The 23,368-nt window shown below is 72.2% G+C and carries 17 protein-coding genes and 2 tRNA genes; 13 read left to right on the top strand and 6 right to left on the bottom strand.

The genetic code is table 11. The annotated features are described in order from the left end of the window. Window positions 1-85: 85 nt before the first annotated feature. The gene (locus tag ACFZA2_RS15255) at window positions 86-973 is read right to left on the bottom strand and encodes a LysR family transcriptional regulator (RefSeq protein WP_391406520.1); all 888 of its coding nucleotides are present in this window, start codon (window positions 971-973) and stop codon (window positions 86-88) included. A 99-nt stretch (window positions 974-1,072) separates the two neighbouring features. Between ACFZA2_RS15255 and ACFZA2_RS15250 the strand changes: the two genes are divergently transcribed. Continuing rightward, on the top strand, window positions 1,073-4,537 hold the full coding sequence (locus ACFZA2_RS15250) for a bifunctional proline dehydrogenase/L-glutamate gamma-semialdehyde dehydrogenase (RefSeq protein ID WP_391406518.1): 3,465 nt from the start codon (window positions 1,073-1,075) through the stop codon (window positions 4,535-4,537). A gap of 274 nt (window positions 4,538-4,811) precedes the next feature. On the opposite strand, the gene ACFZA2_RS15245 is transcribed toward ACFZA2_RS15250, so the two are convergent. Then, on the bottom strand, window positions 4,812-5,486 hold the full coding sequence (locus ACFZA2_RS15245; protein ID WP_391406516.1) for a pyridoxamine 5'-phosphate oxidase family protein: 675 nt from the start codon (window positions 5,484-5,486) through the stop codon (window positions 4,812-4,814). Window positions 5,487-5,567: 81 nt separating this feature from the next. On the opposite strand from ACFZA2_RS15245, the gene ACFZA2_RS15240 reads away from it, so the two are divergent. Beyond that, window positions 5,568-6,968 carry a PLP-dependent aminotransferase family protein gene (locus tag ACFZA2_RS15240; RefSeq protein ID WP_391406514.1) on the top strand — a complete coding sequence of 467 codons (1,401 nt, stop codon included), beginning with the start codon at window positions 5,568-5,570 and terminating at the stop codon, window positions 6,966-6,968. Here the strand turns inward: ACFZA2_RS15240 and ACFZA2_RS15235 are convergent. Continuing rightward, window positions 6,965-8,554 (bottom strand): phytoene desaturase family protein, encoded by a 1,590-nt coding sequence (locus tag ACFZA2_RS15235; RefSeq protein ID WP_391406512.1) that lies wholly within the window; start codon window positions 8,552-8,554, stop codon window positions 6,965-6,967. The genes ACFZA2_RS15240 and ACFZA2_RS15235 overlap by 4 nt on opposite strands. A 61-nt stretch (window positions 8,555-8,615) precedes the next feature. Between ACFZA2_RS15235 and ACFZA2_RS15230 the strand changes: the two genes are divergently transcribed. The 4 genes from ACFZA2_RS15230 (at window position 8,616) to ACFZA2_RS15215 (ending at window position 11,315) form a co-directional block, all read left to right on the top strand. Next, window positions 8,616-9,413: an inositol monophosphatase family protein gene (locus ACFZA2_RS15230; RefSeq protein WP_315995066.1), complete on the top strand. Its 798-nt coding sequence runs from the start codon at window positions 8,616-8,618 to the stop codon at window positions 9,411-9,413. Between the two features lie 240 nt (window positions 9,414-9,653). Next, window positions 9,654-11,075: a peptidoglycan DD-metalloendopeptidase family protein gene (locus ACFZA2_RS15225; protein WP_391406510.1), complete on the top strand. Its 1,422-nt coding sequence runs from the start codon at window positions 9,654-9,656 to the stop codon at window positions 11,073-11,075. Between the two features lie 67 nt (window positions 11,076-11,142). Next, window positions 11,143-11,214: transfer RNA gene (locus ACFZA2_RS15220), tRNA-Thr, on the top strand. A 27-nt stretch (window positions 11,215-11,241) separates the two neighbouring features. Then, a tRNA-Met gene (locus tag ACFZA2_RS15215) sits at window positions 11,242-11,315 on the top strand. Between the two features lie 204 nt (window positions 11,316-11,519). Here ACFZA2_RS15215 and ACFZA2_RS15210 read toward each other — a convergent pair. After that, on the bottom strand, window positions 11,520-12,902 hold the full coding sequence (locus ACFZA2_RS15210; RefSeq protein ID WP_391406508.1) for a pyridoxal phosphate-dependent decarboxylase family protein: 1,383 nt from the start codon (window positions 12,900-12,902) through the stop codon (window positions 11,520-11,522). Between the two features lie 233 nt (window positions 12,903-13,135). Next, window positions 13,136-13,798 carry an ArsR family transcriptional regulator gene (locus ACFZA2_RS15205; protein ID WP_315995063.1) on the bottom strand — a complete coding sequence of 221 codons (663 nt, stop codon included), beginning with the start codon at window positions 13,796-13,798 and terminating at the stop codon, window positions 13,136-13,138. A gap of 195 nt (window positions 13,799-13,993) precedes the next feature. Between ACFZA2_RS15205 and ACFZA2_RS15200 the strand changes: the two genes are divergently transcribed. Then, window positions 13,994-15,094, top strand: a complete 1,101-nt coding sequence (locus ACFZA2_RS15200; RefSeq protein WP_391406505.1) for a serine/threonine-protein kinase — start codon at window positions 13,994-13,996, stop codon at window positions 15,092-15,094. Window positions 15,095-15,520: 426 nt separating this feature from the next. Here the strand turns inward: ACFZA2_RS15200 and ACFZA2_RS15195 are convergent, their stop codons facing one another. Beyond that, window positions 15,521-16,486 (bottom strand): LacI family DNA-binding transcriptional regulator, encoded by a 966-nt coding sequence (locus ACFZA2_RS15195; RefSeq protein WP_391406503.1) that lies wholly within the window; start codon window positions 16,484-16,486, stop codon window positions 15,521-15,523. A 187-nt stretch (window positions 16,487-16,673) separates the two neighbouring features. Between ACFZA2_RS15195 and ACFZA2_RS15190 the strand changes: the two genes are divergently transcribed. The 6 genes from ACFZA2_RS15190 to ACFZA2_RS15165 all read left to right on the top strand — a co-directional run bounded on the left by ACFZA2_RS15190 (window position 16,674) and on the right by ACFZA2_RS15165 (window position 23,366). After that, a complete protein-coding gene (locus ACFZA2_RS15190) occupies window positions 16,674-17,495 on the top strand; it encodes an ABC transporter permease (protein WP_391406501.1) in 822 nt (273 codons plus the stop codon). Next, window positions 17,492-18,289 (top strand): ABC transporter permease, encoded by a 798-nt coding sequence (locus tag ACFZA2_RS15185; RefSeq protein ID WP_315995058.1) that lies wholly within the window; start codon window positions 17,492-17,494, stop codon window positions 18,287-18,289. The genes ACFZA2_RS15190 and ACFZA2_RS15185 overlap by 4 nt, the downstream gene beginning before the upstream one ends. Then, a complete protein-coding gene (locus ACFZA2_RS15180; RefSeq protein ID WP_391406498.1) occupies window positions 18,286-19,278 on the top strand; it encodes an ABC transporter ATP-binding protein in 993 nt (330 codons plus the stop codon). Before ACFZA2_RS15185 ends, ACFZA2_RS15180 begins: the two co-directional genes overlap by 4 nt. Window positions 19,279-19,369: 91 nt before the next feature. Beyond that, window positions 19,370-20,440, top strand: coding sequence for an ABC transporter substrate-binding protein (locus tag ACFZA2_RS15175; protein ID WP_391406496.1), 1,071 nt, complete (start codon window positions 19,370-19,372; stop codon window positions 20,438-20,440). Window positions 20,441-20,547: 107 nt separating this feature from the next. After that, the gene (locus ACFZA2_RS15170) at window positions 20,548-21,684 is read left to right on the top strand and encodes an adenosine deaminase (protein WP_391406494.1); all 1,137 of its coding nucleotides are present in this window, start codon (window positions 20,548-20,550) and stop codon (window positions 21,682-21,684) included. Between the two features lie 221 nt (window positions 21,685-21,905). Then, complete coding sequence (locus ACFZA2_RS15165; RefSeq protein ID WP_391406492.1) at window positions 21,906-23,366, top strand: MFS transporter; 1,461 nt, start codon at window positions 21,906-21,908, stop codon at window positions 23,364-23,366. Window positions 23,367-23,368 lie beyond the last annotated feature (2 nt).

The following is a 23,368-nucleotide window of genomic DNA, read 5'->3' as shown; positions in this document are numbered from 1 at the left end:
CGGCTCCCCTCGCAGATGCACGCGTCCTCACCGGGCCGCGGCGGACTTCCGCGAGGGGAGTGCGCGTCTGCGACCCGGGTGCGTCTCACCGTCCGCCCCGGTCGTACGCCACCTGCAGCGCCGCGCGCACCGCACGGACGCCGGGGCGGTCGGCGGTTCCGCGGCGCACGGCCGTGAACACCTCGCGTCGGGGCTCGCCCGGCAGGTCCACGAGTCGCACGGGCGGCGCCTCGCCCGCGAAGACGAGGTCGGGGATCATGCCGACGGCGTGACCGGATGCCACGAGCCGCGCGTGCGCGGTGAGGTCGGCCATCTCGAACCGCACGTCCGGCTCGAACCCCGCCGCCCGGCACTGCTGGGTGGCCCACTGACGAGCGGCGGTGCCCACCGGTTCCATCACCCACGCGCGGTCGCGGAGATCCTCGAGCCGGTGCGCCGCATCGCCCGGCGCGACGGCCAGGCGGATGGCATCCCGTCCGAGGAGTCCGCGTTCCAGGCCCTCGCGATGCTCGCGGGTGTGACCCGGGTACTGCTCGGCGACGGCGAGGTCGAAGCCGCGCGCCGCGACCTCGAACAGTCCCTCCTCGGGGGCGAGCTCGGCCACCTCGACGCGCAGCTGCGGCTCGCTCTCGGCGAGGGCGTCGAGGGCCCGGGGGAGCAGGCCGTGCGCGGCGGACTGCATCACGGCCAGGCGCACCGGCGCGAGCGAGGGCCGCATGCGTTCGAGCTCGGCGCGCGCGGCCTCGTCGGCGGCGAGCATGCGGGCCGCGTGGGCGGCGAGGGCCGCGCCCTGGGCGGTGAGGCGCACGCGGCGGCCGTCGGGTTCGAGCAGCGGGACTCCCGCCTCTTTCTCGAGCAGCGCGAGCTGCTGCGAGATGGTCGACGGACTGTAGGCGAGCGCCTCGGCGACGGCGGCGAGGGTGCCCCGCACAGACAGCTCGTGCAGCAAGCGCAGGCGGCGCAGATCGAACATGGCATTCCTTCGTCTCTATCGATCAGTATGCGTCAGGAATCATCGCTTTTCTCGAACGGATGCGAGCCTCATGCTGAGAGCATCCGAGGAAGGATCGCCATGTCGCTCACCGATGTCCCCGACACCACGTCCGGCACCACCCCCACGTCTGCTCGTGGGCTCGTCTCGCCGCACGAGCTCGCCGACGAGGCGATCGCCCTCGTGCGCCGCTGGCTCGCCGAGAGCCGCGACGAGCCCGTCGACGCCGCCGCCCAGCGCCTGGCCGGAGTCCTCCGCGACCCGCACGGCCTCGACTTCACGGTGGGATTCGTCGACGGCGTCGTGCGGCCCGAAGACGTGCGCGTCGCCGCGCGCAACCTCGCGGCGCTCACCCCGCTCATCCCCGGGTTCCTCCCACTGCACCTCAAGGCCGCGATCCGTCTCGGCGCCTTCGCCGCGCCAATCCTGCCGCAGGTCGTGGTCCCCGCCGCGCGCACGGCGCTGCGTTCGATGGTGCGCCACCTCATCGTCGACGCCACCGACCGCAAGCTCGGCGAGGCCATCACCTCGATCCGCGGCCGGGGAGACGGCATCCGCCTGAACGTGAACCTGCTCGGCGAGGCCATCCTCGGCAAGAAAGAGGCGGCGCGGCGCCTGGCCGGCACCCGCAAGCTGCTTTCGCGCGACGACGTCGACTACGTCTCGATCAAGGTGTCGTCCACCGTCGCTCCCCACACGCCATGGGCCTTCGACGCCGCCGTCGCCGACGCGGTCGCCGCCCTTCGCCCCCTGTACCGGGTGGCGAAGGAGACGGGCACGTTCCTGAACCTCGACATGGAGGAGTTCAAGGACCTCGACCTCACCCTCGCCGTCTTCGAGACGCTGCTCGGCGAGCCCGAGTTCCACGGCGTCGAGGCCGGCATCGTGCTGCAGGCCTACCTCCCCGATGCGCTGGCCGCGATGATCCGCCTGCAGGAATGGACCGCCGCGCGGGTGGCCTCCGGGGGAGCCCCCATCAAGGTGCGCGTCGTCAAGGGCGCGAACCTGCCGATGGAGCGCGTGGATGCCGACGTGCACGACTGGCCGCTCGCCACCTGGCCGTCCAAGCAGGCGACCGACGCCTCCTACAAGGCCGTGCTCGACTACGCGCTGCGCCCCGAGCACACCGCGAACGTGCGAATCGGCGTCGCCGGGCATAACCTCTTCGACGTCGCCCTCGCCTGGCTCCTCGCCGAGCGCCGCGGCGTGACCGGCGGCATCGACGTCGAGATGCTCCTCGGCATGGCCACCGCGCAGCAGGCCGTCGTGCGCCGCACGGTGGGGTCGATCCTGCTCTACACCCCCGTCGTGCACCCGCAGGAGTTCGACGTCGCGATCGCCTACCTGATCCGCCGCCTCGAAGAGGGGGCGTCGAGCGAGAACTTCATGTCGGCGGTCTTCGACCTCGACACCCATGCGGCCCTGTTCGCCCGGGAGCGCGACCGGTTCCTGGCATCCCTCGCCGACATGCCGTCGGGCGTGCCCGCGTCGAACCGCGTGCAGGACCGCACCGCACCCGCCGAGCCGGCGCCGACGCACTCGTTCCGCAACACCCCCGACTCCGACCCCGCGATCGCCGCGAACCGCGACTGGTCGCGGACGATCGTGGCGCGCATGGAGGGCTCCGACCTCGGCCGCGCCACCATCGCCGCGCACACCGTCGCCGACGAGGCCGCGCTGAACGCGCTGATCCAGGATGCCGCGGACGCCGCCGCGTCGTGGCGCGCGCTCGGTGCCGCCGGTCGCGCCGAGATCCTGCACCGCGCCGGGGACGCGCTCGAGAAGCGTCGGGCCGACCTGCTCGAGGTCATGGGCGCCGAGTGCGGCAAGGTCATCGAGCAGAGCGACCCCGAGGTGTCGGAGGCCATCGACTTCGCCCACTACTACGCGGAGCAGGCGCGGACCCTTGAGACCGTCGACGGCGCGACCTTCACCCCGGTCGGTGTGACCGTGGTCACCCCGCCGTGGAACTTCCCCGTCGCGATCCCCGCCGGCTCGACCCTCGCGGCGCTCGCCGCCGGATCCGCCGTCGTCATCAAGCCCGCGGCCCTGGCCGAGCGCTCGGGGGCCGTCATGGTCGAGGCACTGTGGGAGGCCGGCGTGCCGCGCGAGGTGCTCAAGCTCGTGCAGGTGTCCGAGAGCGACCTCGGCCGACAGCTCCTCACCCACTCCGCCGTCGAGCGCGTCGTACTGACCGGCGCCTACGAGACGGCCGAGCTGTTCCGCTCGTTCCGCCCCGACCTGCCGCTGCTCGCCGAGACGAGCGGCAAGAACGCCGTGATCGTCACGCCCAGCGCCGACCTCGACCTCGCGGCAAAGGACGTCGCGATGTCGGCGTTCGGACACGCGGGGCAGAAGTGCTCGGCGGCATCCCTCGTCGTGCTCGTCGGCTCCGTCGCCCGTTCGCGGCGCTTCCGCGATCAGCTCGTCGATGCGGTGACCTCTCTCGAGGTCGGGATGCCGTGGGACGAGGCCTCGCGCGTCGGGCCGCTCATCGAGCCGGCGCACGGCAAGCTCCTGCAGGCGCTCACGACCCTCGAGCCCGGCCAGCGCTGGGTGGTCGAGCCGAGGAAGCTCGACGACGACGGCTCGCTGTGGCGTCCCGGCATCCGCGAGGGCGTCCAGCCCGGCAGCGCCTTCCACCGCACGGAATACTTCGGACCCGTGCTCGGAATCATGACGGCCGAGACGCTGGACGAGGCGATTGAGATCGTCAACGCGATCGAGTACGGCCTCACCTCGGGGCTGCACGCGCTGGACTCCGCGGAGATCGACACCTGGCTCGCGCGCATCGAAGCCGGCAACGTCTACGTCAACCGCGGCACCACCGGCGCGATCGTGCAGCGGCAGCCGTTCGGCGGGTGGAAGAAGTCGGCCGTCGGCGCAGGCACGAAGGCGGGCGGACCCCACTACCTCTTCGGTTTCGGAACGTGGGCGGATGCCGACACCTCGGCGCCTCGCACGCCCGACGCCCTCGCCGCCCCGGCGCTGGCCGCCGTGCCCGCCGCCGACCGCGACTGGCTCGCCGAGGCGCTCTCGAGCGACGCCGCCGCGTGGGCCGAGGAGTTCTCGCTCGCCCGTGACGTGACCGCGCTGGAGTCGGAGCAGAACGTGCTGCGCTACGCCGCCGTGCCGGTCACCGTGCGGGTCGAGGACGCGTCGGCGTCGGCCCTGGTGCGCGTGGTCGCGGCGGGCGTGCGGGCGGGCTCCGTCGTGACCGTGAGCGCCGCCGCCGAGCTGTCGCCCGCCGTGCGTGCGTGGCTCGAGGGTGTGGGCGTCCGCGCCGCGGTGGAGGACGCCGCGGACTGGGGTCGCCGCGCGGCGCGCCTCGCGCGCACCGGCGGGCGCGTGCGCCTGCTGGGCGGTTCCACGCTCGCGGTCGCCGAGGCCACGGGAGGGTCGCCGTCTGTCGCGGTCTACGCCGGAGAGGTCACCCGAGCCGGACATGTCGAGCTGCTGCCGTTCCTACGCGAGCAGGCCGTGTCGATCACCGCGCACCGGTTCGGCACGCCCCGCCGGTACGCGGTGCCGCCGCTGGTTCGCTGAGTTCGCGGAAGGGCGGGGCCGTCTCAGGACGGCCCCGCCCTTCGTCGTTCCGCCGCCGCGTGCACGACTCCTGCAGGGAGCTCGCGATCGGGTCCGTGCGGACCCGCGCGGGGTGATGTGCAGGAGTTGTGCCGAGAGGCGGCGGTGATCGCCGTGGATCGGACCGTCGCAGGGCCAGGGCGTCGCGCGTGCACAACTCCTGCAGGATGCCGCGAACGCAGGGGAACGGGGCCCGCGGGTGGGATCGTGCAGGAGTCGTGCAGGCGGGGCGGCGTCAGGCCGTGCCCGACGCCGCGATGCGCTCCGCCGCGCGGCGCACCGAGGCGGGGACGGGCGTCTCCTCGACCGTCTGCGCCGACGTCACCGGCTCTCCCGCGACGACCCGCAGCGGCAGCATCCCTGCCCAGACGCGGCGATCCTCGCCGTCGTCGTCCTCCTCGACGAGCGACCCGGCGTTGTCCTTCACGCTCGCCTCGGCGAGGGGGATGCGCAGCACCATCGTCGCAGCGAGCTCGCGGGCGTTCATCGGCCGGACGTCGGAGCTGCGCCCGGGCATGAGGTGCTCCGACAGGGCGAGCAGAGCCGCCTCCTTCTCCTCCGGCGGAACGACGGATGCCACGCCGTGCACGACCGCGCACCGGTACCGCATCGAGCTGTCGAACAGGGAGCGCGCGTACTTCAGCCCCATCAGGTGGGTCACCGTGACGCAGACGGGCGCGCCCGCGGCGATACGGCGGAAGAAGTCGCTGCCGGTCGATCCGTGCACGAGGAGGTCGTCGCCGTCGCGGCCGATGCCGACCGGGAGGGCGATGGGGCGGTCGTCGCGCACGATCGCGAGGGTGGCGGACAGGGCGCCGTCGATCACGTCGTACAAGGCTGCGCGGTCGGTGACCTGGTGGTGGGCTCCGCGGCGCACACGGGTCAGGGTCGTCAGGGGCAGATCGGTCATGGATCCATTCCATCCCGGCCACCGGCCTACCCTGTAGTCCGGTTCTCAGCCTAATCAGTGGACCAGTGACATGATCGAGGCGTGATCGACGTCGGCATCATGGATCGCAGCGCGCCCGTCCCGCTGCACGAGCAGCTCGCACACGGCATCCGGGCGGCGGTGCTCGCCGGGCGTGCGCGCCGTGGCGATCTCGTGCCGTCGACCCGCGCGCTCGCCGCCGATCTGGGACTCGCGCGGGGGACCGTCGTCGCCGCGTACGAGATCCTCATCGGAGAGGGCTACCTCGTCGCCCGGCCGGGCGGGGGGACGACCGTCGCCGACCTGCCCCTGGCGCCGGTCCTCTCGTCCTCCGTGCCTGCGCCGCTCGATGTCGTCGAGGCCGCCCCCGTCGTCGACCTGCGTCCCGGTCGCCCCCGTACCGCGGGCATCGCCGACGCCGCGTGGCGGTCGGCCTGGCGTCGGGCGAGCGCGCTCGAGGTGGCGTCCGACGTGGCCGATGTCACGGGCGATCCCGCGCTGCGTGCGGCGATCGCGGCCCACCTCGGGCGCACCCGCGGCCTCGACCTCGCACCCGACGACGTCATCGTCACCGCGGGCACGAGCGACGCGATGCTGCTCACCCTGCTTTCCCTCTCGCCCCGCGGCTCGCGCCTACGCGTGGGGATCGAGAACCCTGGATACCCGCGCGTCCGTCGCCTGCTCGGCCGCCTCGGCGCGGAGGCGGTGCCCCTTCCCGTCCGGCTCGATTCGGGGTTCGACCTCGACGCCTTCGAGGCGCACGACGACCTCGACGCCGTGATCGTGACCCCGCATCATCACTATCCCCTGGGAAGCCGACTGGATGCCGCTGCCCGCTCGCGCCTGCTGGAGGGGGCGGCGCGCGTCGGCGCGGTCGTCGTCGAAGACGACTACGACAGCGAGTTCCCGCACGGCCGGATGCCCCTGCCGCCGTTGCATCTGCTCGATCCCGCGAACGTGGTGTCGATCGGCACGCTGTCGAAGGTGCTCAGTCCGGCGCTGCGCTGCGGCTGGATCGTCGCGACCGGTGTCCTGCGCGATCGGATCGTCGAGGCGCGCACCGACCTCGACCCGCCGGTGTCGCAGGTCCAGCAGCGCGCGCTCGCCCTCTATCTGGCGGAGGGGGCTCTGGCCCGGCACACCGCTCGCCGCCGCCGCGACTACCGCCACCGCCGCCGGCTTCTCCTGGATGCCTTCGCCGCGGTCGACGGCGTGACGCTCACCGCGACCGACGGCGGGCTGCACGCGGTGGTGCTGCTCGACGACGCCCCACCGGCGTCGGAGCGGGCGATGGTCGACGCGCTCGCCGCCCTCGGCATCCTGGTCTCGCCCCTGTCGTCCTATGCGGTGCCGGGGACCGCCGCGGACCTGCCCGCGGGGATCGTCTTCGGCTACGCCGAGCCGCCGACCCCGGCGCTGATGGATGCCGTCGGCCGGATCATCGCGGTGGCGCGCGGTCTCTAGCTCTCGAGGATCTCCAGCGCCGCCATCGCCGCGTTCTGCCCGCCGATGCCGCTGACCGCCCCGCCGCGCTGCGCGCCGGAGCCGCACACCAGCACGCGGGGGTGAGGTGTCGCGACGCCCCACCGGGCGGCGGGCGTCGACGCGGGGGCGTCGAGCCACGGCCACGACAGTGCGCCGTGGAAGATGTCGCCGCCGATCATGTTCAGCGACTCCTCGAGGTCATGGGTCGTGCGCGCCTCGATGCAGAGTCGCCCGTCGGGGGCGCGGAGGATGCAGTCGCGCAGCGGCTCCGCGATGACCGATTCGAGCGAGGCCTGCGCCGCCGCCAGCAGCTTCGCGCCTGCGGCGACGGGATCCATGTCGGCGATGAGTCGGTGCGGCACCTGCAGTCCGAACATCGTCAACGTCTGTGCGCCGTCCGCGACGAGGTGGTCGCCCAGGATCGACGGGTCGGTCAGCGAGTGGCAGTAGATCTCGACGGGGAGCGGCTCGGGGATGAGCCCTCCGGATGCCGCCGCGTACGCGGCATCCACCTGGGTCATCGTCTCGTTGACGTGGAAGGTCCCCGAGAAGGCGGCCTCGGGAGTGACCGATCCGTCGCGCAGGCGGGGAAGGCGCGACAGCAGCATGTTGACCTTGACCTGAGCGCCCTCGGGCGTCTCGGCGCCCGTGGTCGCGCTCCCGCCCGCGGACAGCAATCGGTCGAGGGCGGCGCGGCCCACGCCGCTGAGTACGAGATCGCCGTGGAACACCTCGGAGCGGTCGGTCATGGTGTGCACGTCGCCGTCGGGCGAGATCGAGACGACCTCGACGCCGGTGAAGATCTCGACGCCCGCCTCGAGAGCGGCTCGCTCGAGCTCCTTCGTGATGGAACCCATGCCGCCCACGGGAACGTCCCAGTCGCCCGTCCCTCCGCCGATCACGTGGTACAGGAAGCAGCGGTTCTGCACGAGCGAGGGGTCGTCGGAGGTGGCGAAGGTGCCGATGAGTCCGTCGGTGAGGGCGATGCCGCGCACGAGATCGCTCTCGAACGACCGCCGCAGCAGGTCGCCCAGGGGCCGTGTCGTCAGCGCGTCCCACAGGTCGTCGTCGCCCACCCGAGCGCGCAGCTCCTCGGCGGTCGGCAGGGGATCCGTCATCGTCGGGAACACCGCCGCGGCCAGCGGGGCGAGGCGCTCGCCGAAGGCCGAGAACCGCTCCGCCTCGGCGGCGCCCTCGTCGCCCAGGGCCCGGACGAACGACGCGGTGGTCGCCTCGGCATCCTGGGTGTCGATCAGGATGCCGCGGGAGGGATCGCGCGGGTCGGGTGTGTACGACGAGTACCGACGCCGTTTGAGCGTGATCCGCAGCCCGAGGTCGTCGATGATCTTCTGCGGCAGCAGGCTCACCAGGTAGGAGTAGCGCGACAGGCGGGCATCGACGCCGAACCACGGGCGTTCCGAGACGGCGGCGCCGCCCACGGCCTCGGCTTTCTCGATCACCGCCACGCGGCGCCCGGCCTGGGCGAGGTAGGCCGCGGCGACCAGGGCGTTGTGCCCGGCTCCCGCGATGACGACGTCGTACCGGCGAGAATCCGAAGCGGTCATGACCCCACGCTAACCAGGGCGACGAATTCCGCGCAGGGGGTGGCGCACTAGCGTGGATGCCATGACCCTTCCCGCAGAACTGCTCGACATCGCCGCGCGCATCGCCCGTGAGGCCGGCGAACTCGCCCACCGCCGTCGACAGGAGGGGGTGACGGTGGCCGCGACCAAGTCGGCCGCCGCCGACATCGTCACCGCCGCCGATCGTGAGGTGGAGGCCTTCATCCGCGCAGAGCTCGCGCGCGAGCGACCCGACGACGGGTTCTTCGGCGAGGAGTCCGGGGCCGAGGAGGGCACGAGCGGGATCACCTGGGTCGTCGACCCCATCGACGGCACCGTGAACTACGCCTACGGCATCCCGGCGTGGGCCGTCAGCATCGCCGCGGTCGAGGGGACCGCCGAGACGGCGGCGTGGACGGCGCTCGCCGGGGCCGTCTTCAACCCCGTCACGGGCGAGTTGTTCACGGCTTCGCGCGGCGGGGGAGCCTGGCTCGGCGACCGACGTCTCGCGGTGAGCGAGGTGGGCCCCGCCGGCGGCCTCGTGGCCACCGGCTTCGGCTACAACCCCGAGACCCACGGTCCGGCGCTCGACCAGCTGGCGCGCGTCATGCCGATCGCTCGCGATGTACGCCGCATCGGTGCGGCCTCCCTCGACCTGGCCTCGGTGGCCGCGGGGCGCGTCGACGCCTACTACGAGCGCGGCACGCAGCCCTGGGACCACGCGGCCGGTTCGCTTCTCGTGCAGGAGGCGGGCGGCACGGTGGGTGGAGCGCCCGGCGGGCGCCCCGGCAACGGCATGGTCATCGCCGCCGGGCCGGCCTTCTTCGACCGCCTGGAGCCCCTGCTCGACTATGACAGGTGAAAAGGCGGGGCGCTCATGGCATTCCCAGACCGCCCGAGGTAGGGTGTTTACCAGTTCGTTATTTTTCCGCGACCCGAACCTGCGGAAAAGGCCAAGCCCCCAAAGCCCGAAGCCGTCGCGCCTGCGACACGACACGAGAGCCCCCGCGCGTTGCCGTCAGAAGCCCCCGAGACTGAGCCCGCCCCGACCCGGCGGTCTCGTCGCCCCCTCGCCACGCCCGCCGCCGAGTCCGCTCCGCGATTGACCCGCGCCGAGATGCGCCGTCTCGCCGCGAGCGAGGCACCCACCGCGGTCGTCGACGAGCCCGCCCCGAATCCCGCCAATCCGGCCCCCGTCGACGCCGAAGCCGCCTCTCAGCCCGAGCTGATCGAGAACGTCGCGATGGCCGTCATGGAGACCGTCATCGCCGCGACGATCGAGCCGACGCTGCCCGCCCGTGAGCCGGCCGCAGACGCGTCGTCCGGCGACGAGGCGTCCGACGCCCTCGAGGTCACCGTCGTCGAGGAGCGCCGCTCCGACGAGGTCGCCGTCATCCTGCAGAGCGCCGACAGCGACGTGGCCACCACCCCGGTCTCGCTGCCGACCTCGCCCATCACGCTTCCGGTCACCCGCCGCTCGCGTCGTCGCCCGGCATCCTCGGTCATCATCGACTCCGCCGTCGACGACGCCGTCACCGCCGAGCCGGTCGACGAGAGCCCGGATGCCGCTGTCCCCGCGCTCGCGGCCTCCGTCGCCACCGACGAGCCCGTCGCATCGCCCTCCGCGTCCGCGGACGAGGCCGACGAGTTCGCCACCGCCGCGCGACTCTTCGCCTTCACGGGCGAGACCGCGATCCAGTCGCCGATCGTCGCGGCCCAGGAGCCTGTTGCAGAGGGGCTGCCCGCCGCGGCGGCGGCCGCTCCCCGCACCCGCCGTAACGTCCGCCGCATCGCGGCCACGTCGTTCTCGGTGGGCGTCATGGGCGTCGTCGGCCTGCTCACCGTCGGCATGACCATGCCCGTCAGCGCCCTCGCCTCGGCGAGCGGCACCGACAGCGTCACGGCCCCGGCCGCGTCCGCCACGACCCGCCTCGCGGTCGGCGGCAGCGACGTCGCCGCCGGCGACGGCGAGATCCAGGCCTACGTCGCCCCCGCGCAGGCGCAGGCCGGCGTCGTCGACCGCGCCGACGACGGCTACAGTGCCACGACCTACGCGAAGATGGCTCTCGATTCGGGCATCACCCGCCCGTCCGACTTCTACGTCAACGACCCGACCGCGCCCATCCAGTGGCCCTTCGCCGTGGGTGTGTCCATCTCGTACGGCTTCGGCATGCGCGACGGCGGCTTCCACGAGGGTGCCGACTTCGTTCCCGGCGAGGGATCGCCCGTGCAGGCCATCGCCGACGGCACCGTGCGCATCGCGACCGAGCAGGGCGGCGCCTTCGGCGTCACCGTGCTGATCGACCACGAGATCGACGGTCAGCTCGTCTCGAGCCGGTACGGCCACATGCAATACGGCTCGCTCCAGGTCACGCAGGGCGAGAAGGTCCACGTGGGTCAGTTCCTCGGTCGCACCGGCAACACCGGTCGCTCCTTCGGCGCGCACACCCACGTGGAGATCCTTCAGAACGGCACGACGCCGATCGACCCGATCGCGTGGCTGCGCCAGCACGCCGGAGGATGACCCTCGATTCGTAAGAGAGTGTCTCGGTCTGATATTCTCTTCTAGTTGCCCGGAGCGATCCGGGTACGCCCCGATAGCTCAGTGGCAGAGCACTTCCATGGTAAGGAAGGGGTCGTCAGTTCAATCCTGACTCGGGGCTCAAGCATCCGGTATCCGGATGCCACGCGGCGGGGTAGCTCAGTTGGTGAGAGCGCACGACTCATAATCGTGAGGTCGCGGGTTCAAGCCCCGCTCCCGCTACAGATGTCGAGAAAGCCCCGGTTCGCCGGGGCTTTTCGCATTCCCGGTCCGCGACCGCCGTCGGGCGTCCACGCCGACGCGGCGCCGCGCATGGGCGGCACGCACAGCGGCGGGATCCGCCCCGGACACGCCGCAGGGGCGGCCGGCGCATCGGCGTGTCGAACGTGATCCCCGCCGTCGTGCACGGGCCGCGCCGCGGCATCCTCACATCATCGTGTCGAGGATCCCCACCAGATCGTCGAACGTCGTCCGCGGGTTCAGGATCGCGAAGCGGGCGTTGACGCGTCCGGCGTGGCTCGAGGGGGTCACGAAGGCGTGCTGCCCGTCGAGCAGCTGCGCCGACCAGCGGTCGTAGTCGGCCTTCGCCCACCCGACGCGCTCGAAGACCACGACCCCGAGCTGGGGGCGGCGGACCAGCGTGAGCTCGGCGCGTCCGTCGATCTCGTCGGCGATGCGCTCGGCGAGGTCGATCGCGGTGGTGATGGCCTCGCGGTAGACCGCCGCGCCGTAAGTGGCGAGCGAGAACCACAGGGGCAGCCCGCGGGCGCGGCGCGTGAGGTGGGCGGCGAAGTCCGACGGGCTCCAGTCGCTCGTCTCGGTGAGGGTGTCGAGGTACTCGGCGTGCTGCGTGTGGGCACGGCGGCCGAGCTCGGGGTCGCGGTAGATGAGCGCGCACGCGTCGAAGGGAGCGAACAGCCACTTGTGCGGGTCGACCACGAGGGAGTCGGCGTGCTCGACGCCGGCGAACCGGTGCCGAGCCCGCGGGGAGAGCATGCCGGTGAGTCCGTATGCACCGTCCACGTGCAGCCACACGTCGGTGCCCTCGACCGCGCGGGCGATGTCGGCGATGTCATCGACGATGCCGAAGTTGGTGGAGCCAGCGGTCGCGACCACGGCGAAGACGCTGTCTCCGTGCTCGTCGAGGGCGGCGCGCACGGCGTCTCCGCGCAGCACGCCGTCGGCCCCCACGGGCACGCCGACGACCTCGACGTCCATCACGCGCGCCGCCGAGGCGATCGAGGAGTGCGCCTCGACGCTGCAGACCACGCGCCAGGCGTCGGGGCGGGGCCTGCCGGCATCCGCGAGCCGATCACGCGCAGCCTCGCGAGCGGCGACGAGGGCGGACAGGTTGCCCAGCGTCCCGCCCTGGACGAAGACGCCTCCCGCGCCCTCGGGGAGTCCAAACTCGGCGGCGAGCCAGCGCAGCACCTCGTTCTCGGCGTGCACGGCGCCGGCTCCTTCGAGCCACGAGCCGCCGTAGAGCGCGCTGGCCGAGACGACGAGGTCGAATGCGGCCGCGGCCTTGGTGGGCGCGCTCGGGATGAACGAGAGGTAGCGCGGGTCGTCGGTCGTGATGCACGCGGGGGCGAGGACGTGCTCGAAGATCCCGAGCGCCTTGCGCGCGCCGATGCCCTTCTCGTCGATGGTGCGGCCCGCGAGGCGCCGCAGCTCGGCGGCCGGCAGCGGCTTGTCGAGCGGGGTGTCCTCGGACGTGAGCCGACCCCGGGAGTACTCGAGCACCATGTCGACGATGGCGCGCGTCTCGTCGCTGACCTCGTGCATGCGCGCGGCGGGGGAGTGTGTCATCGAAACCTCCGGATCAGGATGCCGATCGCGGCCGCGACGGGAGGCGGCGTCGGCGTCGACAGGGGTGTGAGAGCGCGGGGCGGGTGGCGATCGGCTCGTGGGAGTCAGCTTAATTCGCCGCCGTGATCGCCGGAACGAGCAGCCGCACGAGCGGTGGGCGGGGATCGGGATGCCGGACGCCGGTGAGGCGGGCTCCCCGACGGCGGCTGCGGGACGGGCCTCGCGAAGAGGCCTCACGCCGCGGTGAGTTGCGGGGCGACCCGCGCGATGCGCGAGCGCAACTCGCCGACCGTACGGTCGAACTCCTCGTCGCTGCCGGTCCGGGCGGGGTCGCGGATCGACCAGTGCACGTCGTCGCGACCGCCGAGGGCCTCGTGTGCGTGGTCGCAGACGCTGATGACGAAGTCTCCGGGCCGGGCGACGTCGCTGAGGGACCGGGGGCGGACGCGGTCGTCGAGGCGCAGATCGTGCCGGACCGCCGCGGCGACGGCGCCGGCGTGCACGCGTTCGCCGGGGTTCGTCCCCGCCGACTCCGCCGGAATCGCGCTGTGGGCCTCCCAGATGGCGCGGGCCAGTTGAGAACGGGCGGAGTTCGCCGTGCAGACGAAGAGCACCCGGCCCTGGACCTTCCGTGGGGCGAGGGTGAGGTCGGAGAACGCTTCGGGAACGAGCTGCAGGTAGCTGCGACGCCCGTCCGACTCGGATGGCACGCGCCGCGCGATCCCGCGGTCTTCGAGCACGTTGGCGTGGAAGGCGACGAGGTTCGACTTCATCCCCAGCACGGACGCGATCTCGCTCGACGACATGTCGCCCATCGCGAGCAGATCGACGATGCGCAGACGTCCCGGGTCTCCGAGAGCGGCGAAGGCCTCAGCGCGCCGTCGAAGATCGTCCATTATGCCCCCGTCCGCCCGGTCTGTCATCCGTCAGCGGAAATCGCCTTCACTCAGTAGCCTTTGAGCGACCGCAACGGGCGGGCGCCCCCCAATAGTGCGCCCGTTGCGGTCTCTCACACCCTCGGGGCAAGAGGAGTTTCTCATGCGGCAGCGGCTCGTCGGGCGGCGCATCACGCCGCATGTCGGAAGTGCGTGATGACGACGACCGCACCCGGCGAGGGCGGGCGACGTGCGCTCCGGGCGCGCCGTGAGCAGGATGCCGCGGCGGCGCTGCCCGCGGGCCTCGCCACGGTCTTCGCGGGGCGCTATCGGGTCGCGGGGCCCCTCGGCCGCCGGGGGGTCGACGGCCACGTCTTCCGCGCGCGCGACGACATCCTCGCGCGCGACGTCGTCGTCAAGGTCTTCCCCCTCGACCCCGCGACCGCGACCGAGGCCCCGCGTCGGCTGGAGGGGGCCCGCGTCCTCGCCGCCCTCGATCACCCGGCGCTCATCACGCTGTATGACGCCCACCTCGGAGGCGACGGCCGCGGCTATCTCGTGACCGAGTTCATCAACGGTCCATCCCTGCGCGAGCGCCTCGACGACGGCGGACCGCTCGCGCCGCTCCTGGTCGCCGGGCTGATCGAGGATCTCGCACGCGGACTCGCCGCCGTTCACGAGGTGGGCATCGTCCACCATCACCTCACGTCCTCGCACATCCTGCTGCGTCCCGTCCGAAACGCCCACCGGCCGTTCGTCGCGGTGCTCGCCGATTTCGGCGTCGCCCACCTCTTGTCCGGTGGTGCCGGCGCCGCGGTCGACGACGCTTCCACCGACGACGAGGACTACCTGCCGCCGGAGCAACTGCGCGGGGAGGCGCCCGGCGCCGCCGCCGACATCTACGCCCTCGGCCTCCTGGCCGTGGAGGCGCTGACCGGTGAGAGCCCGGTGCTCGGGGGAGCGGCGCAGCACGTCCTTCTCGCGCCCCTCGATTTCGATCCCGTCATCCCCTCGCGGTTCGGCTACGGGTGGGAGGTGCTCCTGACCGCGATGACGGACCCCGATCCGGCTCGACGTCCGTCGGCGGCAGACGTCGTCGCCGTCGCGGTCGAGCTCCGGCAGGGCGCCGACGGCGGCGGAGCGATCCCCGTCCCCGATGTCTCCTCGTCCGGAATCGCCCTGGAGTGGGAGTCGGAGTCGGAGCCTGTGCCGGATTCGAAGCCGGTGCCGGCCTTGCGCGCCGTGACGCAGTCGCGCGAGGCGACCACGCGGCGGCGGCGCCCGCCCATCTGGGCTTGGGTCACACACGCGCGCTGACCACGCCTGGCCGGCCGTAGCTGGTAATCGTCTGACCTTTCCGGTGTGCCCGGTCGCCGAACCGCGTCTTCCCGGGACTCGGCAGGAGCATGTATGCAGCCATGCGCATACGCACGACGTAGCGTCGTCCTCAGTCCTCGGCATCCGCCCTTGGCTTCCGGCCTACGCGGTCACACGGAACCGAAGAGCATGCCATGGCTCCACCCGTCATCGAATCCCGGATGGGACCGATCCGCCAGACCTACAAGGAAAGACCGACTTCCCCTCGATGGCCAGTCGTACGGGATCGTCATCCGGCACTTCAACCGCGTGGGCCTGGCCGCGCGCGACCCGTTCGAGTGCCCGATGACCTCGGCGGCTGCGCGCGCCTGACGCGCCTCAGGGGACCGTCGAGGTGGCCCTCGGGGGTGGGTTACGGCCGTCGGCTCAGACCGAGGACGACTCCGGCCAGTGCACCGACACGGGCAGTCGGCGCCTGTCGCCGGCATCCACACCCGAGGTGAGGAGGCCAACGAGGGCGGTCATGGCCTCGCGGCCGAGCTGCTCGCCGTCGACGTCGATCGCGGGCACCTCGTCGGCGCCGATCGCCTCGGCCACCAGGCGTTCCGCGCTCACGACGATCTCCCCGGGTGACGACATACCTCGCGCGCGGAGGGCGAAGACGAGGCCGAGCCCGATCGAGGTCGCGTACGGGACCACCGCGGTCGCCCCGGATGCCATGACCGCATCGGTGGCGGCGACCCCCGCGGCGAAGGTCGCGGGGAAGGGGCCGAGCGTCGTCAGCTGCGCGCGGTCGGCGACGGCGCGAGCGATGGCGGCGCTGCGCTGGGCGTCCTGCCACGAGCCCTCCGGGCCGCCGAGATAGGCGATGGCGCGATGACCGGTGTCGGCGAAGCGGGCGGCGAGGTCGGCGAAGGCGCTCGCCGTGTCGGCCACGATGGAGGTCATGCCCGGGATCTCGCGGTCCACGAGCACGGTGGGGCCGAAGACGGCGGCCGCCTGCACGATCTCGTCGGGCCCGCGCGGCGCGACGAGGACGCAGCCGTCGACCTGTCGCGCGAGGCGCTCGAATTCGACGAGGTCGTCGGCATCGTCGAGGCGATGCACCGCCACGGTGAGTTGAAGGTCGGACTCGCGCGCGCGGGACTGCGCCCCCGCGACGATGGGGGTGAAGAACGCGTTGTCGAGCGTCGGGACGACGAGGGCGACGATCCCGCTGCTGCCGCGGGCGAGGTGGCTGGCGGTGCGGTTGGGGACGAAGCCCAACTGCAGGGCGGCGGCACGCACCCGTGCCACGGTGTCAGGGGCGACGAGGTCGGGTCGGCCGAGCGCGCGCGAAGCGGTCGACTTGGCCACCCCCGCGAGAGCGGCGACATCGGCCAGCGTGGTCACTGCGCCCCCTTCCGACAGACGCGAGCACCGCGCGCAGTCCGTTCATCCTACTGAGCGGCCACAACCGGTTGCGTCCGCGTTTTACACGCTGTTTACACGGGAGGTCGCGTGGGCGGCTCGCCGCCCTCTACGGTGGTAACAACCGGTTGCGCAACCGGTTGCAAACTCTCACGATCGGAGTCGGCCCGTGCTCTCTCGCCGCACCGGACTGCTCGCCCTCCCCGGGCTGGCGCTGCTGCTGGTGGGCTTCCTGATTCCCTCGGTGGCGATGCTCTTCGCCCCGCCGGGGGTCAGCCCGCTCGACATCCTCGACCGGCTCGGCCGCATGCTGACCGACCCTTACGACCTCGCGATCATCGGTCGCACGGTCGGTCTCGGCCTCATCGTCACCGCGGTGTGCATCGTGCTCGGGTTCCCGATCGCCTACCTGCTGGCGCGGTCCACCTCGCGGTGGGCCGGCGTCCTGCTCGCCCTCGCGATCTTCCCCCTGCTGTTGAGCAACGTCGTCCGTACCTTCGGTTGGCTGGTCCTGCTCGGCTCGAACGGGGCCATCGGGCAACTCCTCGTCGGCCTCGGCCTCGTCGAGAGGGCGCCGCAGCTGCTGTACACGGAACTCGCGATCGTGCTCGGCCTCACTCAGCTGTTCCTGCCTCTGGCGATCATCTCCTGCTACTCGGCCGTCGCGCAGGTCGACCCCGGTCTGGATGACGCGGCGCGCGGTCTGGGCGCCGGGCGTACCCGCACCTTCTGGGGGATCGTGGTGCCCCTGTCGGCCCCCGGCATGGTGGTCGCGGCCACGCTCGTCTTCGCCGGCAGCGTCACCGCGTACACGACGCCGTACCTGCTCGGAGGATCCAGCCAGCGGATGCTGTCGACGCAGCTCTACTCGTACTCCAGCGTCACGATCGACTGGGCCGCGGCCAGCGCCACGGCCATCATCATGACGGTCCTCGTCTTCGCCGTGTCGGGCCTGTCGGCCATCGCCGGACGACGGGGGGCGACCTCGTGAAGACCTCGCGTCCCGTCGCGGCATCCCTCGCCGTCGCCGGCTACATCGTCATGATCGTGCCGATCCTGTTCGTCGTGGCGACCGCCTTCACCGGCGGGCGAACGCTGCGCTTCCCTCCCGAGGGCTTCTCGTTGCGCTGGTTCGGCGCGGCCTTCGCCTACAAGCCGTTCACCTCGGCGCTGGTGTCGAGCCTCGAGCTCGCGCTGCTGGCGACGATCCTCGCCCTCGCGATCGGCGTGCCGGTCACCCTGGCCATCCACCGCGGGCGCCTGCCCGGCAAGGGCATCGTCGAGGGTCTCTTCCTTTCGCCGCTCATCGTCCCCGAGCTCGTCGTCGGGCTGGCGCTCTACCAGCAGCTCATCATCGGGCTGCGCCTCGACAACTTCCCGGTGCTCCTGATCGGCCACACCGTGCTGATGCTCCCGTATGCCGTGCGGGTGACCGGCGCCTCTCTCGCGCTGGCCGATCCGAGCGTCGAAGAGGCCGCTCGCGGTCTCGGGGCGTCGCCCCTGCGGGCGTTCTTCACGGTGACACTGCCCCTGCTTCGGCCCGGCATCTTCTCGGCGGGGCTGCTGAGTTTCGTCACGTCGTTCAACAACGTTCCGCTGTCGCTACTCCTCCAGAGCCGTGACTTCCGCACCCTTCCCGTCACGATGCTCGACTACGTCCAGCAGAGCTACGACCCCATGGTCGCGGCGACCAGCACCATCATCCTGGCGGGCACCGTCGTCGTCGCCGTCATCGCCGAACGCACCGTCGGCTTCGCCCGCATCTTCGGAGGGATCAACCGATGACCACTGCAGCAGAATTCGTCGGGGTCACCCAGCGCTTCGGCGACTTCACGGCCGTCGATGCGATCGACCTCTCCATCCCGACCGGTCAGCTCACGACGCTGCTCGGGCCGAGCGGCTGCGGCAAGACCACATCGCTGCGCATGCTCGCGGGGTACACGCAGCCCACCTCGGGGCGCATCATGATCGCGGGGACGGATGCCACGCGCACCCCGCCCGAGCGACGGGGTCTGGGCATGGTGTTCCAGTCGTACGCGCTCTTCCCCCACATGAGCGTCGCGGAGAACGTCGGCTACGGCCTGAAGCTGCGCAAGGTCGCCGGGCCGGAGCGGACGCGCCGCGTCGCCGAAGCCCTCGATCTGGTCGGGCTGGGGCATCTCGCCGCCAGCCGGCCCAAGAAGCTCTCGGGCGGGCAGCAGCAGCGCGTCGCCCTCGCCCGCGCGATCGCCATCCGCCCGACGCTCCTCCTCCTCGACGAGCCGCTGTCGAACCTCGACGCGCGGCTTCGCGTGCAGATGCGCGCCGAGATCCGTCGCATCCAGGCGGGGACCGGCCTCACGGTCGTGCTCGTCACGCATGACCAGGACGAGGCGCTGGAGATGTCGGATCGCATGGTCCTCATGCGCGAGGGACGCATCATGCAGGAAGGGGCGCCGACCGAGGTGTTCACCGCCCCGGCGAACCGCTTCGTGGCCGAGTTCCTCGGGTACGAGAACTTCCTCGTCCTGTCCGACGGCGCGACCGCGACGATCCGTCCCGAGCACCTCGAGATCGACGGTGGCGCGACCGCCGGGGCTCTCACCCTCGACGGCACCGTCGTCGATGTCGCCTACCGCGGCGTGGACCGCCTCGTGACGGTCGACACCGTCGACGCGCAGGGTGCAGCCGTCCGTCTGATGGCCGACGTTCGCGACGAGGCGGTCACGGCCCGCCCGGGCGACCGCGTGACCGTCTCGGCGGCCGCATCGCGCCTGATCCGCCTCGCCGCCTGACAGCACCACCCGGAACAGCGCCACCCCGTCCTGCCCCACCCGTACACCTGCACCGCGGCCGCGGCTCCGCCGCCGCACGAGAGGAACCCGCATGACCCGCCCCACCCGCCGCCTGCTCGCGGCCTCGTCCGTCTTCGTCGCCACCGCCCTGGTCGCCACCGGTTGCTCCGGATCGAGCGACGACGCCGCCTCGAGCGACACCATCGTCGTCAGCACGTTCCCCTTCGGTGTCGAGCAGTTTCAGCAGGCGATCATCGATCCCTTCACGGAGAAGACCGGCATCACCGTCGAGGTCGAGACCGGCAGCAACGCCGACCGTCTCTCGCAGCTGCAGCTCGCCGCCGGTGATCCCGGCATCGACGTGATGCTGATTTCCGACACCTTCGCCGCGCAGGGCCAGGAACAGGACCTCTTCCAGAGCTTCGACGAGTCCGATGTGCCGAACCTGGCGAACATCGCCGACTTCGCCACCGAGGAGGGCTTCGACGGCCCGGCCTACAGCTACCAGCTGAACGGAACGATCTACAACACCGATCAGGTCACCGCCGCGCAGGCCGCGGACTGGTCCCTCTACGCCGACCCCGCTCTCGCCGGTCGTCTGGCCTTCCCCGACATCTCGGTCACCGCCGGACAGCTCGCGGTCTCGGGCGTCGCCTCGGCGTACGGCTCCGGACCGTACGACGTCGACTCGGCGTACACCACGCTCGGCGGCTGGGCCCCCGGCATCCTGCAGTTCTACACCTCGTCGACCGAGGTGACGAACCTGCTGACCCAGGGCGAGATCGTCGCCGCCGACTCGCTGAGCGGGTTCGCGACCACCCTGATCGCCTCGGGTGAGCCGGTCGCCTGGACGGCGCCGACCGAGGGGCGCTACATGGCGACCAACCGCGCCATGATCCCCTCCGGCGCCCCCAACCTCGACGGCGCCCACGCTTTCATCGACTACCTGCTCTCGGTTGAGGCGCAGAGCGCCTCGGCGAAGATCGTCGGCGACCTGCCGGTCGCTCTCGACGCGGAGATCCCCGAGGAGATCACCGCGGTCGTGGGCGACATCGCGGCCGACCCGGTGGCCGCCGGCTACGCCACCCTGGACCCCGCCGAGGTGCTGCCCAACCGCGCCCAGTGGGTCGAGCGCTTCGCCCGCGAGGTCTCCTCGCGCTGACCCCCCGACCGGCCGTCGGGGTTCCCCCCACCCCGGCGGCCGCCCGCCCATCGCGGCCCCACCGCGATGGGCGGGACCCCTCCGCTCCTCGACGCTCGAACGGCTCCATGACCTCCGCATCGCCCCTCCCCGCCGACTACCTCCGTCGCCTGCCCAAGGCCGACTTGCACTGCCACCTCATCGGCACCGTGCGTCCCACGACCTTCGCGGAATTCGCGCGGCGGGAGCGGCTGGCGCTGCCGGACGACCCGGAGCGCATCTTCGCCGACATCAACTCCCTACCGCCCGACCCGGCCCTGTACGAGAACACCCGCATCCCGGTGCCGCAGGGACGTGGGGCCGACGAGCCCGAAGTGTCGTACTCGCTCTTCCAGGTGTCGAACTGGGTGGTCGAAGTGCTGCGCGACGCCGACGACCTCACGCGCATCGTCTACGAGGCGTTCGAAGACGCCCACCGGCGAAGCGGTACGCGCCACCTCGAGCTGTTCTTCGACGCCCTCCCGCCGCACCTCTCGTCACTCGGGTACACCGGGGCGGTCGAGGCGTACGCGGAGGGGATCCGCCGCGCCGAGCGCGACTTCGGGATGTCGGGACGGATGATCCAGGGCATCGACCGCAGTCGCAGCGGTGAGGAGGCCCTCCAGGTCGTGCGCCGCGTCGTCGACAACCCGCACGAGTACGTCGCGGGCATCGGACTCGACAACCTCGAGACGGCCGGTCCCCCCGAGCGTTTCGTCGACGCCTACCGGCTGGCTGGCGAGGCGGGGCTGCGCCGCACGGCGCACTCCTCGGAGCACGCGCCCACCGCCGTCAACACCCTCACGTGCCTCGACGTGCTGGGCTGCGACCGCATCGACCACGGGTACTACGTACTCGAGGACGACGCGGTCGTCGCCCGCCTGCGCGAGCAGCAGGTGGCGTTCACCGTCGCCTCCACGACGTCGCGACGATCGTGGCGGCCGTGGCGCCGCGCGTCCATCGCGGCGATGATCGACGCGGGGCTCAACGTCATCCCGTGCTCCGACGACCCCGGGATGTTCCCGACCACCCTCGCCCAGGAGTACGCGATCGTGTCCGAGCAGATCGGCGCCTCGCATGCCGAGGTGCGGCGCATGGCGCTCGCCTCCGCGGAGGCGTCGTGGTTGCCGGGCGAGGAGCACGCGCGGCTCGTGGAGTCGTTCACCGCCGAGATCGCCTCCCTCGACGAGGAGTTCGGGCTCGTCCCCGGTGCGGCCCAGCGTTGAGCCGTCGCCGTGGTCGGCGCGTCGCTGAGCCGTCGCCGGGCGGCGGCACATCAGTCCCCGCCCGTGTCGCGCTCATCGTGCTCACCCCGGTCGCTTTCACGACGTCGCAGAGGCCCCGCCATCCCGGGCGGACGTAGCCTGGACCCGGGAACCGGGGAGGCGCGGATGACGCAGGGTGCGACCAGCGGGTCGACGACGTCGGTCCGTCGCGTCCTCGAGCGATGACGGCATCCGCAGACCCGCGGCGGTGGCGCGCGCTGGCGGTGCTGCTGATGGGGCAGTTCGCGTCGCTGCTCGACCTCAGCGTCACGAACGTCGCGCTCCCCTCGATCGGGCGGTCGACGGGCGCCGGGGCGAGCGAGCTGCAGTGGGTCATCACGGGCTACGTCCTGGCCTTCGGTCTCGTCCCGGTGATCGGCGGCCGGCTCGGCGACGGTCGCGGGCGCCGGCGCATGTTCGTGGTGTCCATGCTGGGCTTCGTGGTCGCGAGCGCCCTGGTGGGGCTCGCCCCGACGCCGGAGGTGCTCATCGCCGCGCGAGTGGTGCAGGGGATCTTCGGCGGCATGATCGGACCGCAGGTGTCGGGCTACATCCAGAACGCGTTCCCCCCGCTCGAGAGGGGCAGGGCCTTCGGGCGGCTCGGTCTCACCGTGGGCGCGGGCACCGCGCTGGGGCCGGTCGTGGCGGGTCTGCTGATCGCGGTGGGCGGCGAAGCCGATGGCTGGCGTCTCGTGTTCTTCATCAACGTGCCGATCGGCGTCGCGGCGGTGCTGCTCGCGCGGCGGTGGGTGGCCGCCGATGCGCCGGTGGCGCCGGACGCCGGACGACGGCTCGACCTGCTCGGCGTCGTCCTGCTCGGCGCCGGCTTGCTGTGCCTGCTGTTCCCGATCGTCGAGACGGGGCAGTCCGTCGGACCCGTGACTCTCCTGCTGCTGATCCCCGCGGCCGGACTGCTCGTCGCCTTCGTCCGCCACGAAGCCCGACTCACGCGGGCGGATGCCGCGCCCCTGGTCGATCTGCGCCTGTTCCGCACGCGCTCGTTCGTCATCGGGGTGGTCTTCGCGGTGGTGTTCTTCTGCAGCAACACCGGCATTCCGCTCGTCCTCGCGCTCTACTACCAGGACGGTCTGGGCTTCACGGCGTTGCAGTCGGCGCTCGGGGTGACCGCCTACGCCGTGGGGACCGTCTTCGGCGCCCCGCTCGCCGGCCGCTTCGTGTCGCGCGTCGGTCGGCCGCTGCTGCTCGGTGCGGTGTCGGTCTTCACCCTCGTCACGATCGTGCTGGGTCTCGTCGTTCGAGCCTCGCCCGACGCCACCGACCCGACGAGCGTGATCCTGCGCCTGTGTCTGCCGCTGTTCCTCCTCGGCGTCGCCGGTGGGTCGATCGTGACGCCGAACCAGACCCTCACCCTCGCCGAGGTCGATCCTGCGCGCGGAGGCGTCGCCGGCGGTGTCGTGCAGACCGCGCAGCGGGTGGGCGCCTCGATCGGCCAGACGGTGCTCGGGACGAGTTTCGTCCTCGTGCTCGCGGGAGCGGCCCGAGCGGCGGAACCGGGTTCCGCGGCGCCCGACCCGGGCGCCTTCGCCGACGCCCTGACGGTGGCGCTCGCGGTGTCGGTCGTCTTCTCTGCGTCGGCGGCCATCCTCAGCGGCATCGAGGTACGGCGGTCGCGGACGCGATAGGG

Source organism: Microbacterium sp. NPDC007973, assembly GCF_042958465.1.
GTDB lineage: Bacteria > Actinomycetota > Actinomycetes > Actinomycetales > Microbacteriaceae > Microbacterium > Microbacterium galbum.
The sequence above is the reverse complement of the archived record's forward strand: the minus strand, read 5'-3'. Positions and strand labels throughout refer to the sequence as shown.

Coding starts and splice junctions, on each gene's coding strand:
- ACFZA2_RS15255 (WP_391406520.1), bottom strand. CDS start 973: ATGTTCGATCTGCGCCGCCTGCGCTTGCTGCACGAGCTGTCTGTGCGG.
- ACFZA2_RS15250 (WP_391406518.1), top strand. CDS start 1,073: ATGTCGCTCACCGATGTCCCCGACACCACGTCCGGCACCACCCCCACG.
- ACFZA2_RS15245 (WP_391406516.1), bottom strand. CDS start 5,486: ATGACCGATCTGCCCCTGACGACCCTGACCCGTGTGCGCCGCGGAGCC.
- ACFZA2_RS15235 (WP_391406512.1), bottom strand. CDS start 8,554: ATGACCGCTTCGGATTCTCGCCGGTACGACGTCGTCATCGCGGGAGCC.
- ACFZA2_RS15230 (WP_315995066.1), top strand. CDS start 8,616: ATGACCCTTCCCGCAGAACTGCTCGACATCGCCGCGCGCATCGCCCGT.
- ACFZA2_RS15210 (WP_391406508.1), bottom strand. CDS start 12,902: ATGACACACTCCCCCGCCGCGCGCATGCACGAGGTCAGCGACGAGACG.
- ACFZA2_RS15205 (WP_315995063.1), bottom strand. CDS start 13,798: ATGGACGATCTTCGACGGCGCGCTGAGGCCTTCGCCGCTCTCGGAGAC.
- ACFZA2_RS15200 (WP_391406505.1), top strand. CDS start 13,994: ATGACGACGACCGCACCCGGCGAGGGCGGGCGACGTGCGCTCCGGGCG.
- ACFZA2_RS15180 (WP_391406498.1), top strand. CDS start 18,286: ATGACCACTGCAGCAGAATTCGTCGGGGTCACCCAGCGCTTCGGCGAC.
- ACFZA2_RS15175 (WP_391406496.1), top strand. CDS start 19,370: ATGACCCGCCCCACCCGCCGCCTGCTCGCGGCCTCGTCCGTCTTCGTC.
- ACFZA2_RS15170 (WP_391406494.1), top strand. CDS start 20,548: ATGACCTCCGCATCGCCCCTCCCCGCCGACTACCTCCGTCGCCTGCCC.
- ACFZA2_RS15165 (WP_391406492.1), top strand. CDS start 21,906: ATGACGGCATCCGCAGACCCGCGGCGGTGGCGCGCGCTGGCGGTGCTG.